This is a genomic window from Falsiporphyromonas endometrii (assembly GCF_042654485.1).
Taxonomy (GTDB): domain Bacteria; phylum Bacteroidota; class Bacteroidia; order Bacteroidales; family Porphyromonadaceae; genus Porphyromonas; species Porphyromonas endometrii.
Map to the genome: position 1 here is coordinate 1 of NZ_JBHSGO010000171.1, position 13,918 is coordinate 13,918.

Sequence of the window (13,918 nt, forward strand, 5' to 3'; positions counted from 1 at the left end):
CCGGGCGGACGCCAATCCCCCCGGTGTTTTTCATGTCCGCCTGACGGATGAACAAAACAATGAAATGAAATGATTAATTTTGACTCAAAGATAAACCTCCTTTACACACTTTTTGGGATACTACCAAAGTTGCAGGACCTCTTCGACTTGTTGTTCTATAGGCATTGTTACATCTACCCAGTGAATTTTTAAGCCTCTTCTTTCCATACCCCGAAACCATGTCATCTGCCTTTTTGCAAACTGATGAATGGCTGTTTCTAATTGATCATGCATCTCTTCAAATGACAATCGTCCAATTAGATGCAATGTTAAGAATTTGTATTCCAATCCATAATAGATGAGGTCTTCTGGTGCAATACCACTATCCAGAAGGTTTTGCACCTCTTGTAACATTCCTTCTTGGAGCCTTTGATCAAGTCGGATAGAGATTCTTTTCCTTCTGATATCACGATCAAGTTTTGTTCCTATAATAAGACTGTTAAGAGGAGGATATTCTGTAAAGTCCGGTTGCTTTTCTTTTTGGGCCTTTATGAAGTCTGCAATTTCGATGGCACGGATTGCTCTTTGACAGCTATCCACATCGGTTTTGTTATGTAGTGGACCGTAAGAAGTTAAAATTTCTTTGAGTGTTTCAATATCTTTCCCCTCAAGTTTTGCTCTTAAAGTTGGATTTTTAGGCACATCCGGTAGATGATAACCTTTTAATACAGACTCTATATAGAGCCCTGTACCACCGCATAGTAGAGGTAATTTACCACGAGAAATAATATTTTCATAAACCTTGTGGAAGTCATGTTGGTAATTAAAAAGATTGTATTTGAACCCTGCAGGGTGAATATCAATCAGATGGAATGGTATTTTCGATCCTTCCACAACATATTCATCAAGGTCTTTGCCGGTTCCGAGGTCCATTCCTTTATATACTTGTCTCGAATCAGCACTTATTATTTCTGCATCAAGATGATAAGCCACCTTTGTGGCAAGTCCTGTTTTTCCCGAAGCTGTGGGGCCAAGAATTGTAATAAAAGAGGGAGCATCGCTTTGTGCTCCGCCCTTTATGAGGGTTTGATTACACATAAAACAATGCTCCCTTAAGATATGATAATACCAACACTCAATTATCCTCTTTCTTTTAGGATAACATCATGTGCTCCACCTTCTACAATACTGGTGCTCGAAACAAGAGTAATCTTGGCTTTTTTCTGAAGTTCGGGTATCGTAATCATGCCACAGCTACACATTGTAGCCTTCATCTTACCTAAAGTTGTGTCAAGGTTATCTTTCATTTTACCTGCATAAGGTACATAACTATCTACACCTTCTTCAAACTTTAGATGTTCTTGACCTCCACTGTCATAGCGTTGCCAGTTTTTGGCACGGAATGAACCTTCTCCCCAATATTCTTTGACAATATTGTTGCCAAGTTTCATCTTTTTTGTTGGAGATTCATCAAAGCGCGCAAAATATCTACCCATCATAAGGAAGTCTGCCCCCATAGCAATGGCTAAAGTCATATGATAGTCATGTACAATACCACCATCACTACAGATAGGTACATAGATACCGGTCTCTCTAAAATATTCATCACGAGCTTTTGCAACATCAATCACAGAGGTTGCCTGACCACGTCCAATACCTTTTTGTTCTCTTGTGATGCAAATCGAACCACCACCAATACCAACTTTGATAAAATCAGCTCCGGCATCAACGAGGTATCTAAATCCTTCTCCATCTACAACATTACCTGCTCCAACAGGTACGCGGTCACCGTAATTCTCTTTGATCCATTTGATAGTTTGCAGTTGCCATTCAGAATAACCATCGCTTGAATCAATACAAAGCACATCGACTCCGGCTTCAACCAAAGCAGGAACACGTTCTTTGTAATCGCGAGTATTGATACCTGCGCCTACAAGGAGTTTTTTATCTTTAGGATCAGACAATTCGAGTGGGTTTAATTTATGGCTATCATAGTCTTTTCTAAAGACCATGTACCTAAGATTCTGGTTGTCGTCAATGATAGGTAATGTATTTAATTTATGATCCCAAATGATATTATTAGCCTCACTTAAGGTAATACCGACATTGCCACAAATAAGCTTGTCAAAAGGGGTCATAAATTCTTTGATTTTTTTGTCCAGAGGGTCTGTACTCAGGCGATAATCACGACTTGTCACAATCCCCAAAAGTTTACCGCTTGGTGTGCCATCTTCTGTAATGCAAACGGTTGAATGACCTGTTGCTTTGACCAAATTAAGGACATCTTGTATCGTATGTTCTGGTGTAAGATTGGAATCAGAAGTGACAAAACCTGCCTTAAACTTCTTTACTTTTTTGACCATCTCGGCCTGTGATTCGATTTTTTGTGAGCCAAAAATGAATGACATACCACCATTTCTAGCCAATTCGATAGCTAAGGTGTCGTTAGATACAGACTGCATAATAGCCGACACAAAAGGTATATTCAGGTGGAAACGAGGCTCTTCTTCACCACGGCGATACTTAACGAGTGGTGTTTGAAGTGATACATTGTCCGGTGTACATTGAGTTGTTGTCAAACCCGGGATAAACAGGTATTCGCCAAATGTGTGCGAAACTTCATTTACTAGTATTGCCATAATCTTTAGAATATTAAGAAGTTGTTCGAATCGTTGAATAGAGAAAAGCTGCAATCTTTGTCAACTTGCCGGAGATTCTAACCATTCATACAACTTGTGAGCTGTTGCTTTAAATCTTTTACGATGTAATAGCCTTTCCTCATATGGATCTTGAATGCACAACCAATCCATAGAAAAGATCTATGAAGCGTATTTAATCTGCAAAGATAGAGTTTTTATTCGAAGCAGAAAGAATTGAATAAAACATTTATGGATATTGCCTTCTATAGGATAGTCTTATTGTTAGCCGTTCAAAAGTCCTTAGCTCTCTTGGCTTATCACATTACATATGAATAGTTACATAGCCAGCTTGATCTTTTGGGTTTAAGTCAGTTAATGATTTATTCGCATAGAGTAGCAATTCGTTACTAAAACAATCAAAACCAATCAATAGACGAAAAGACCCTCAATCGGATTTAACATGCGAATGAGGGTCCTTATTATAGAATAATTATTGATATTCGTTCCAACTTTTAATCTTTATATCTTCCGGATTAACCCTGCAGAAGGCTCCTATAAAGGCATCAGCCAATCTCGCATTTGTAATCAAAGGAATATTCAAATCTATTGCTGCTCTACGAAGTTTATAACCATTGGTAAGTTCTCCGGCTGTAAGATTTTTGTTGATATTGACTACCAATTCAATTTCCTTATTATGCAACAAATCGAGCGCTTGTGGTTGCCCTTTCTCACTTGGCCAATATACTCGGGTAGATGGGATTCCATTTTCCTTTAAGAATCTATGAGTTCCATCAGTAGCATAAAGCTCATATCCATTGCTAACGAGTAGTTGGGATGCCTCCATCAACTGAACCTTTGACTTGTATCCTCCGGTTGATAGTAAGACTTTCTTTTTGGGTATTCTATATCCAACTGAAAGCATAGATTTAAGAATTGCATCGTCAATATCGTCAGCTATACAACCTACTTCACCGGTTGATGTCATATCAACTCCCAACACCGGATCTGCTTTCTGCAGTCTTGTGAAAGAGAACTGAGAGGCCTTAATACCAACATAATCAAGATCAAATTCATTCTTGCTTGGTTTTTCAACCGGCAAGTTGAGCATAATCCGAGTTGCAAGATCTATAAAGTTGATCTTTAAAACTTTGGATACAAACGGGAAAGATCTTGACGCTCTCAGATTACATTCGATAACTTTGATCGCATTGCCTTTGGCTAAGTATTGGATATTAAAAGGACCGCTGATGTTTAGAGCCTCTGCAATCTTACGAGAGATGCGTTTGATACGTCTTACTGTTTCTACATAAAGCTTTTGAGCCGGGAATTGAATGGTGGCATCTCCCGAGTGAACACCTGCAAATTCGATGTGCTCACTGATGGCATAGGCAATAATTTCTCCATTCTTTGCCACAGCATCCATCTCGATCTCTTTCGCTCCTTCTATGAATTGGCTCACTACGACCGGATGAAGCTTTGATACATTTGCTGCCAGTTCCAAAAATTTATAAAGCTCCTCTTCATTTGAACAAACATTCATTGCAGCCCCGGAAAGTACATAGCTTGGACGAACAAGTACCGGGAATCCAACTTCTGATATAAACTCTTTGATATCATCCATAGAAGTTAGTTCCCTCCATTTGGGTTGGTCAATACCAAGGCGGTCACACATAGCAGAAAACTTGTGTCTGTCTTCGGCGTTATCAATGCTTTTGGCGCTTGTCCCAAGAATGTTGATATGTTCGTTGTCCAATCTTACTGCCAAATTATTCGGTATCTGACCACCTGTAGAGACAATGACACCTTGGGGTTTTTCGAGCTCTAAGATATCCATTACACGTTCGAAAGTAAGTTCATCAAAATAGAGCCTGTCTGTAATGTCATAGTCGGTACTTACTGTCTCCGGATTGTAATTGATCATTACCGATCTCCATCCATGCTTACGAATTGTATTCAAAGCATTGACACCGCACCAGTCAAACTCTACTGAGCTACCAATACGATACGCTCCGGATCCAAGTACTACTACAGAGTTATGGTCATTTTCGCATTCGACGTCATGGGTTGTACCATTGTAGGTAAGGTATAGATAATTGGTGTTTGCCGGGTATTCTGCAGCCAGGGTATCGATCCTTTTAATTACGGGGACTATACCGAGTTCTTTTCTTCTTGATCTGACTATATCGCTTGACTTAATCATGTCTTTAGCTTCCGGATTAAGTACAGCACGTGCAATCTGGAAGTCAGAAAATCCAATCTGCTTGGAATATTTAAGCAACTCTTCAGGAACCTTTTCTATATCCTCATGTGTCTCCAACTCTTCGGCTATAGATACAATATTTCGGAGTTTCTCGAGAAACCATTTATCAATCTTTGTGAGGTCATGTATCTGATCTACCGTATAACCTTGTCTAAAGGCCTTAGAAATGACGAAGATGCGACTGTCTGTAGGTGCATGAAGAGCTCCATCAATATCAGAGATTACCAATTCTCTGTTCTCAACAAAGCCGTGCATCCCTTGACCAATCATACGAAGTCCCTTTTGGATTGCCTCCTCAAAGTTTCTGCCGATTGCCATCACTTCTCCTACAGATTTCATAGAAGATCCTAACTCTCTTGACACACCATGGAATTTTCCTAAGTCCCAACGAGGTATTTTACATACCACATAATCAAGAGCCGGCTCAAAGAAGGCCGGGGTAGTACGAGTAACACTATTCTTTATGTCAAACAAACCATATCCAAGGCCAAGCTTTGCAGCCACAAACGCCAAAGGATAACCGGTAGCTTTCGACGCAAGAGCAGAAGATCGGCTAAGACGGGCATTTACTTCGATGACTCTATAGTCTTCGCTTTTTGGATCCAAAGCATATTGCACGTTACACTCTCCGACAATACCTATATGCCTTATGATACGAATTGATAATTCACGAAGTTTGTGATACTCGCTATTTGTCAATGTTTGAGAAGGAGCAATTACGATACTCTCACCCGTATGGATGCCCAGAGGGTCGAAATTCTCCATGTTACAAACAGTAATACAATTATTGAAACGGTCTCTAACAACTTCGTATTCAACCTCTTTCCATCCTTTAAGACTCTTTTCAACCAATACTTGAGGGCTAAAACTAAAGGCCTTTTCGCAAAGGGTAATAAGTTCTTTCTCATTATCACAAAAACCGCTCCCAAGACCACCTAATGCATAAGCTGCACGTATAATAACCGGATATCCCAGTTCCGACGCTGCTTTCTTGGCATCTTCAATGTTCTCCACTGCATGGCTTTTGATTGTATTGACATCAATCTCATTCAGTTTATCAACAAAGAGCTCTCTATCTTCTGTCTGCATAATGGCTTCGACAGGAGTCCCCAAGACTTGGACATTGTATTTTTCTAAAATACCTGATTGGTGAAGAGCTACACCACAGTTGAGTGCCGTCTGACCGCCAAAAGCCAGCAAGATACCTTGTGGGCGCTCCTTCTCAATAACTTTTTCAACAAAAAATGGAGTAACAGGCAAAAAGTAAATCTTGTCTGCAATACCTTCTGAAGTTTGTACTGTGGCAATATTTGGATTGACAAGGACTGTTTCAATACCTTCTTCCCTTACTGCTTTAAGTGCTTGCGATCCGGAATAGTCAAACTCTCCGGCTTCACCAATCTTCAAAGCCCCGCTACCTAAAAGAATGACTTTCTTTATTTTATTCTTGTCTATCATTTTGTTCAATTTTAAGGTTACTTAATTGAGCGTATAAACTCATCAAAAATAAAGAGCGTATCAGTTGGACCTCCACAAGCTTCCGGATGGAACTGTACTGAGAAAAACGGTTTCTCTTTATGAATGAGTCCTTCGTTAGTGCCATCATTTAGATTGACATATAGTTCATTCCATTCATCTGATAGAGTGGAGGAGTCTACACAGAAGCTATGATTTTGACTTGTTATGAAGCAACTGTTTGTTCCTACTCTACGTACAGGTTGATTGTGGCTTCTATGACCGTATTTGAGTTTAAAAATCTTTGCACCACTTGCAAGAGCCATTAGTTGATTACCAAGACATGTACCGGCAATAGGTTTGCCTATATTGAAAGCTTCACGCAAGTGATGAATCGTCTCATGGCACATAGTAGGATCGCCAGGGCCATTACTGATGAAAAGGCCATCATAATCAATTTTAGTAAAGTCATAATCCCAAGGAACACGAATCAAAGTCGTATCAGGAGTAATTAGATTACGTACAATATTTAGTTTGGCTCCACAGTCTACCAGCACAACTTTCTTTTTGCCATTGCCATATGTGAGGACCTCCTTGGGCGATTTTTCAGCTACAATATTAATCTTATTATAGTCTTTGAAGGCCGGAACTTCTTTTACTCCTTCCGGCACAATCACACCTTTCATGGAGCCTCTCTCTCGTAATACCTTGGTAAGTGCTCTTGTGTCAATACCGGTGAGACCCATTACTTTTTCTTCTTTTAGCCAGCTGTCAAGGCTTTGTACAGCATTCCAGTGGCTATAAGCATAAGAGTAGTCTGAGACAACAATTGCATGCATATGTATATGGTCACTCTCGAGAAATTTAGACAATCCATTACTGTCTTTATCCCTTGGAGGAACACCATAGTTGCCAACATGAGGATATGTCATTACCATAATTTGGTGTGCATAACTTGGATCTGAAAGACTCTCGTTGTAACCATTCATAGCGGTATTAAACACGACCTCGCCGGTTGTAGCCTCTTCGTCATAGCCAAAGGTATAGCCATGGAAGCAGCTTCCGTCTTCAAGTGTAAGTGTAGCTTTACGTCTTGGTTGCATTTTATTATAGATTGGTTAAATGTTTATTAATTTGGACTGGAACATGTCTAATGATACTCTTATTTGTGAATTTTAATGTATTCCTCAAAATAAGAGATGTAAGCTTCATTGACAAGATGAGATCCTCCGGGAGTAGGATAGTCACCGGTAAAGTACCAGTCTCCGGGATTATTAGGAATAGCTTTGTGCAATCCTTCTATACTTTGGTAAACAAGCTCAATATCTGTACGTACCTCTTCCGGTCGGAGTAATTCGACAATCTTGGCCGAAATTTCCTTAGCTGTAAAAGGTTTGTAGAGAGTTTTTACCACATTTGGAACAAATTCAGTAAGTGGCTTTTGCCTCAGTCTTATTGCCTCTTCATAAGCTTCATGCATAAGGTTTGTCATACCTCTGTCTTCAAGAAGAGCTACCGTTGCCTTAAATGCTGTAAACTCACTCATCCTACTCATATCTATTCCGTAATAATCCGGATATCTAATCTGTGGAGAAGAAGATACAACAACAATCTTTTTGGGATGAAGTCTATCCAATATCCTTAAGATGCTTTGTTTTAATGTGGTACCGCGGACGATACTATCATCGATTACGATTAGATTGTCTACAAATGGTCTGACACTTCCGTATGTGATATCATATACATGGGCTGCAAGATCTTCCCTTGATTTACCTTCTGTAATAAATGTGCGAAGTTTAATATCTTTGATTGCCACCTTTTCGGTACGTATACTTCTTGTCAGAATTTTTTGAATAGAGTCGGCATTCTTGTCTTTCAAAGCAAGAATATCTCTTACTTTTTCTGCTTTCAGATATTCTCTCATGCCCTCCAACATTCCGTAATATGCAACTTCAGCCGTATTAGGTATAAATGAAAAAACGGAGTTGTCTACATCATAATTGATAGCTTCAAGAATATCTTTCGAAAGAAGATGCCCCAAAGCTTTACGTTCTTTGTAAATATCGCAATCACTTCCTCTCGAAAAATATATACGTTCAAAGGAGCATGCTTTATTTTCTTTGGGTTCCAAGATTTGTTCGATTCGTGGATTTCCTTCCTGATTGATCAGTAGAGCTTCTCCTTGCTTCAATTCTGTAATATTTTCTGATGGTACATTCATTACAGTTTGAATAACCGGACGCTCAGAAGCTAAAACGATTATTTCGTCGTCAATATAATAGAATGCCGGCCTAATACCATTGGGGTCACGCATTGCATATTGCTCTCCACTTCCGGTCAAACCACACATTACATATCCACCATCCCAAAGAGGTGATGCCTTTTTAAGGACATTCTTAATGTCTATATGAGCTTCAATAAAATTGGTAATATCCATTCCTTGGTAGTTATGCTCATTTTTAGCTATACGATATAGCCGTTCAACCTCTCTATCAAGCTTATGTCCTATCTGCTCAATCAGGATATGGGTATCACTGGTCAGTCTTGGATGCTGGCCTTTGGATGTGATTTCATCAAAGATGGCTTTGACATTTGTAAGGTTAAAGTTGCCACAGATAGCAAGACATTTTGCTCTCCAGTTCGATCTTCTGACCATGGGGTGCACATAGGTCAACCCACTTTTTCCCGTAGTGCTATAGCGTAGATGACCCATATAGCATTCTCCTGCAAATGGAATAAACTGCTCAGCAAATACCGGATCTGCAATCTCTTCTTCTGAATATTCCTTGACTTGCTTTCCTACAGCGTCAAAAATCTCCACAATTGCATTATTACCTTCAGCCCTTTCTCTGTACAAATATTCTTCTCCGGGTCTGCTATGGAGTTTGACTACAGCAATACCGGCCCCTTCTTGACCTCTGTTATGTTGCTTTTCCATCATGAGATACAGCTTATTTAAGCCATACTCCCATGTGCCATATCTCTCGTGATAGTATGAAAGCGGTTTTCTAAGTCTAACAACCGCTACGCCACATTCATGTTTTAATGGTTCCATTGTTGTTGAGTATTATAATGGACTTGCGGGCTGCATCAGAAAGTCAATTGCTCATCCTGACGCAGCCCGCAGGCATTATCTTCGTTTATTTTGTTGTCTTTGCATTTCGCGTTGCTGCTTTTGGAGCTCTTCCATCCGTTGCATCCACTTACTCTTCTTTTGAGGTTTCTTTTTGTTTTCCTCCATCTTCTTAAGAAGCTTTTCTTCATTGATAAAGAATCGGAAGAATAAATATTGAAGAATAGTAATCAATGTAGACAAGAAATAGTAGTAACAAAGACCGGACGAATTGGAATTGAAGAATACCAAGAACATGATTGTCATAATGTATGGCATCCACTTCATACCGGCCATTTGCTGTTGTCCCGTAGAACTCTGACTCATGGTGTACCTCGAATAAATAATATTTGTAACGGCCCACAATAAGCAGAAGAGAGAGATATGATCACCAAATATCCAGTTAATTACCGGAATATTGGCAGACCATGTGATAATAGGGTCATATGTTGACAAGTCTTTTACCCACAAGAAACTTTCTCCTCTCAATAATACTGATGTAGGGAAGTACATATACATTGCTATGAGGAAAGGCATCTGAAAGAGCATCGGCAAACAACCACTCATGGGGTTGGCACCGGCAGCTTTGTAAAGTGCCATCGTTTCTTGATTTCTCTTAAGCATTGCATCTTGATCTTTGCCGGGATATTTGGCATTGATTGCTTCTACTTGTGGCTTAAGGACTCTCATCTTTGCTTGAGAGAGATAGCTCTTGTATGTAAGAGGAGAGAGTAGCAACTTAATGAGTATTGTAAGGATCAGGATAATGATACCCCAATTGGAGATGAATCCATTTAAGAATTCTACTGTCGGGATAATCATATATTCATTGATCCATCGGAAAACACTCGCTCCAAGATATACCAATTGTTGAAGGTCTAAACTTTCGCCCAGATGCTCTTTTACCTGCTTATCGTAAGATTTAAGCAATTCATAGTCATTTGGTCCAACATAGAGTATGAAATCTGCTTTTGTATCAGGCTTTACATTAAAAGAAAAACGACCTTTTGCCACGCAGTCTTTTGTGTACTCACTGTCCTCTTTCATGGTCTTTGTCTCGTATGAATTATCTTCAAAAGAGGTATTAAGACCAATCAATACTGCACTGAAATATTTATCTTTTAATGCAAACCAACGAACAGGATTCTTTACGCTTTCTGTGACTTGTTGTTTAGTCTCCGAAAGCTTTTCTACGCCACCACCTTTCTCCTTATAATATATGGTAGAGTATTGATTCTCAAATTTCCAAGACTTTTCTTGTCTGCGAAGTTTTTGACTCCATTCGATATCCTGCATAGTCATATTAGCAGGGAAAAGTTTGTTGAGGTTTTTGCCGAATATAGACATCCTTAACCTATAATCGTTCTTTGGTAGAAGATATGCAATGTCAAGATAACATGAGCTATCGACATTGAGGCGCATCGTAAGGGTACTGTCAGTTTGATTGATTGGCTCAAAGTAAAGTTCGTCTGTACCAACTACACGATTGTCTACAGTCATTAACGGCAAATTGAACGATACATTCTTTGGAGTAAAATAATAGAGAGGTTTGTCCTCTTGAGCCTTATATTTTAGGAGTTGAGCCTCAATCGGCATACCGCCCTTAGTGTCAAATCTCAAAGAAAGAAGATCGTTTTTAAGAGTGATTTCTTGACTTTGACCAACAGAAGCTCCGGACAAAATACCATATCTTTCGAATGCTGCCACCGACTTTAGAGAGTCAGGAAGCTCTGCATTTTGTTGTGGCATTGCAGTAGCACTATCTTTTTGTACCTGCTCGGCCTGTTCTTTTGCAACTCGCTGTGCTTGCTCAAAAGCAGCTTTTCTTTGCTCAGGGGACGGCTGATTAAAATAGGAGAAGCCTAAAATGACAACACCTATTATAATCAGGCCCCAAAGTGTGTTCTTATCCATTCAGTCTAAAAGTAGATTAATTTATTTCTTTTTACTCTCGTCAATAGACGCTTTGATAAAATTCAAAAACAGAGGGTTGGGGTTGAGTACAGTGCTTTGGTATTCAGGATGATACTGTACTCCAATGTACCATGGGTGATCTTCAAGCTCGACAGCTTCAACTAAGCCGGTATCCGGATTTTCTCCCACGCAAGGCATACCCGCAGCCTCGAATGCGCTTCTATATTTACTATTAAATTCGAAACGATGTCTGTGACGCTCACTTATAAAATCTTTTCCGTAGGCCTTTGCCAACTTGCTACCCGGTTTGAGAATACAGTCATAAGCACCCAAACGCATCGAACCTCCTAACTCCGTTACACTTTTTTGATCATCCATAAGGTCAATAACCTTATTGGTCGTTGTATGCGAAATCTCTGAACTATGAGCATCTTTTAAGCCAAGTACATTTCTGGCAAATTCGATAACCATACATTGCATACCAAGACAAATACCAAGTGTCGGAATTTTATGGGTTCTTGTGTATTGGCAAGCTATGAGTTTGCCATCAATACCACGAGATCCAAATCCCGGAGCAATGAGGACTCCATCAGCATCAGCTAAGAAACTTTCGACATTGTCTTCCGTGACCTCTTCACTATGAACCAATTTCAAATTGAGCTTTCTCTTGTTATAAATAGCTGCTTGCAAAAGAGATTCGTCAATAGATTTATATGCGTCTTGCAACTCAACATATTTACCAACCAAAGCGATTTTAACCTCGTCTTTGGCATTATTCTTGAGATCCAAAAAATCTTGCCAACCTTTGAGATCGGGTGTCGGACCAATTTCAAGTCCAACCTTTTCCAATATACGCTCATCAAGCTTTTGACGTTGAAGCATTAGAGGTACTTCATAAATCGTTGGTAAGTCAATACATTGCACAACAGACTTTTCGTTGACGTTGCAAAATAGAGCCACTTTCTCGAGAATCTCTTCATTCAGTACATGCTCTGTACGCAAGACAAGAATATCCGGCTGAATACCGACTTCTTGCAGTTGCTTAACGGAATGCTGTGTTGGCTTAGTCTTGACTTCTCCTGCAGCAGCAATATATGGCACATAAGTAAGATGTACACAAATGCAATTCTTACCCAATTCCCATTTGAGCTGTCTCACACTTTCGAGGAAAGGTAAGGATTCGATATCTCCAACGACACCCCCGATTTCGGTTATTACAAAATCAAAGTTCTTCTTCTGACCCAGAAGTTTGACATTTCTTTTGATCTCATCCGTTATATGGGGTACAACCTGTACTGTCTTGCCAAGATAATCACCTTTACGTTCTTTATTGATAACATTCTGATAAATTCGGCCGGTTGTGATATTGTTGGCACGTGTAGTCGTAATGTTTAAGAAACGCTCATAATGACCTAAATCCAAATCAGCTTCATGACCATCTACAGTCACATAACATTCACCATGTTCGTAAGGGTTAAGTGTACCGGGGTCAATGTTGATATAAGGATCAAACTTTTGAATGGTCACCCTATATCCTCTGGACTGAAGCAGCTTGCCCAAAGAGGCAGCTACAATCCCTTTGCCAAGTGATGATACGACACCACCTGTTACAAAAATATACTTTGTGTCAGTTGCTGTTGAATATGCCATGATTAATACATTTATATTTACTTCATCTTTACGTCCTGCACACACCTTTGAGAACGTAATTATATTTGTGCAAAGGTAATCAAAAGTAAGCATCTGGAAACACTTTAAGTTACTTGCGAACGATTATTCTTTATAACAGTTTATTAATCAAAGAATAAGACTTGCATGGATTTGTTTCTTTACGATTGATAAGCTGTTGTGATTGTTTGGCAATCATTCGAACCAGATTCCAAATTCGGTTCGGATTTCTCACAAATATGACTTTAACTAAACCTCATGGGGAATAGAAATGTTATTTGAGAAACAATATTTGTAATTCAGATGAAACTTCAAGATCATAGGAGATATATTAAACCTCAGAAAGATGAGCTAAAGAAAAGACTCACCGCTATTCAATTTGAAGTAACACAGCATGGAGCGACCGAATTTCCATACAACAATGTTTACAACGATGAATTTAGACCGGGTATTTATGTGGATATAACGACAGGTGAACCTCTTTTCTCTTCCAAGGATAAATATAATTCCGGATGTGGATGGCCAGCATTTACAAAACCTATTTCGGATCACTGTGTCAATGAACAAGAAGACAACTCAATGGGTATAACGCGGGTAGAAGTTAGAAGTAGGATAGGAAACAGCCATTTAGGTCATGTCTTTCAGGATGGACCTTCAGAAAAGGGTGGACTGAGATACTGCATTAATAGTGCCTCGCTACGATTTATCCCCAAAGAAAAAATGCAGACCGAAGGGTACGAAGCGTATATTCCTATGGTAGAGAATTAGAAGCTGTTTAAATTTAATTGAAAAACAATCTTATATAAGGCATTAATATATTGAATATCAGTAGGTTAGTTGATTTATTATTTGTAACTTTATGATTATCAAACAATTAAAGTTATGGAACAA

7 protein-coding genes and 1 pseudogene are annotated in these 13,918 nt (G+C 39.3%); 1 reads left to right on the forward strand and 7 read right to left on the reverse strand.

Annotated features, from left to right (window positions below):
- Positions 1-120: 120 nt before the first annotated feature.
- The 7 genes from miaA to ACFO3G_RS05625 all read right to left on the reverse strand — a co-directional run bounded on the left by miaA (position 121) and on the right by ACFO3G_RS05625 (position 13,009).
- Positions 121-1,077, reverse strand: coding sequence for a tRNA (adenosine(37)-N6)-dimethylallyltransferase MiaA (miaA, locus tag ACFO3G_RS05595; protein ID WP_380078788.1), 957 nt, complete (start codon positions 1,075-1,077; stop codon positions 121-123).
- A gap of 41 nt (positions 1,078-1,118) precedes the next feature.
- Positions 1,119-2,618 carry an IMP dehydrogenase gene (locus ACFO3G_RS05600; protein WP_380078790.1) on the reverse strand — a complete coding sequence of 500 codons (1,500 nt, stop codon included), beginning with the start codon at positions 2,616-2,618 and terminating at the stop codon, positions 1,119-1,121.
- Positions 2,619-3,108: 490 nt separating this feature from the next.
- Positions 3,109-6,336: a carbamoyl-phosphate synthase (glutamine-hydrolyzing) large subunit gene (gene carB, locus ACFO3G_RS05605; protein ID WP_380078792.1), complete on the reverse strand. Its 3,228-nt coding sequence runs from the start codon at positions 6,334-6,336 to the stop codon at positions 3,109-3,111.
- 17 nt (positions 6,337-6,353) lie between these two features.
- Positions 6,354-7,436 carry a glutamine-hydrolyzing carbamoyl-phosphate synthase small subunit gene (carA, locus tag ACFO3G_RS05610; protein ID WP_380078794.1) on the reverse strand — a complete coding sequence of 361 codons (1,083 nt, stop codon included), beginning with the start codon at positions 7,434-7,436 and terminating at the stop codon, positions 6,354-6,356.
- A gap of 59 nt (positions 7,437-7,495) precedes the next feature.
- Complete coding sequence (locus ACFO3G_RS05615) at positions 7,496-9,388, reverse strand: amidophosphoribosyltransferase (RefSeq protein WP_380078796.1); 1,893 nt, start codon at positions 9,386-9,388, stop codon at positions 7,496-7,498.
- Between the two features lie 75 nt (positions 9,389-9,463).
- Positions 9,464-11,359 (reverse strand): membrane protein insertase YidC, encoded by a 1,896-nt coding sequence (gene yidC / locus ACFO3G_RS05620; protein WP_380078798.1) that lies wholly within the window; start codon positions 11,357-11,359, stop codon positions 9,464-9,466.
- A 21-nt stretch (positions 11,360-11,380) separates the two neighbouring features.
- Entirely contained in the window at positions 11,381-13,009 is a 1,629-nt protein-coding gene (locus tag ACFO3G_RS05625; protein WP_380078800.1) for a CTP synthase, read from the reverse strand.
- A gap of 345 nt (positions 13,010-13,354) precedes the next feature.
- Here ACFO3G_RS05625 and msrB point away from each other — a divergent pair.
- Positions 13,355-13,795: pseudogene (gene msrB / locus ACFO3G_RS05630) on the forward strand (peptide-methionine (R)-S-oxide reductase MsrB); the annotation flags it as partial.
- Positions 13,796-13,918 lie beyond the last annotated feature (123 nt).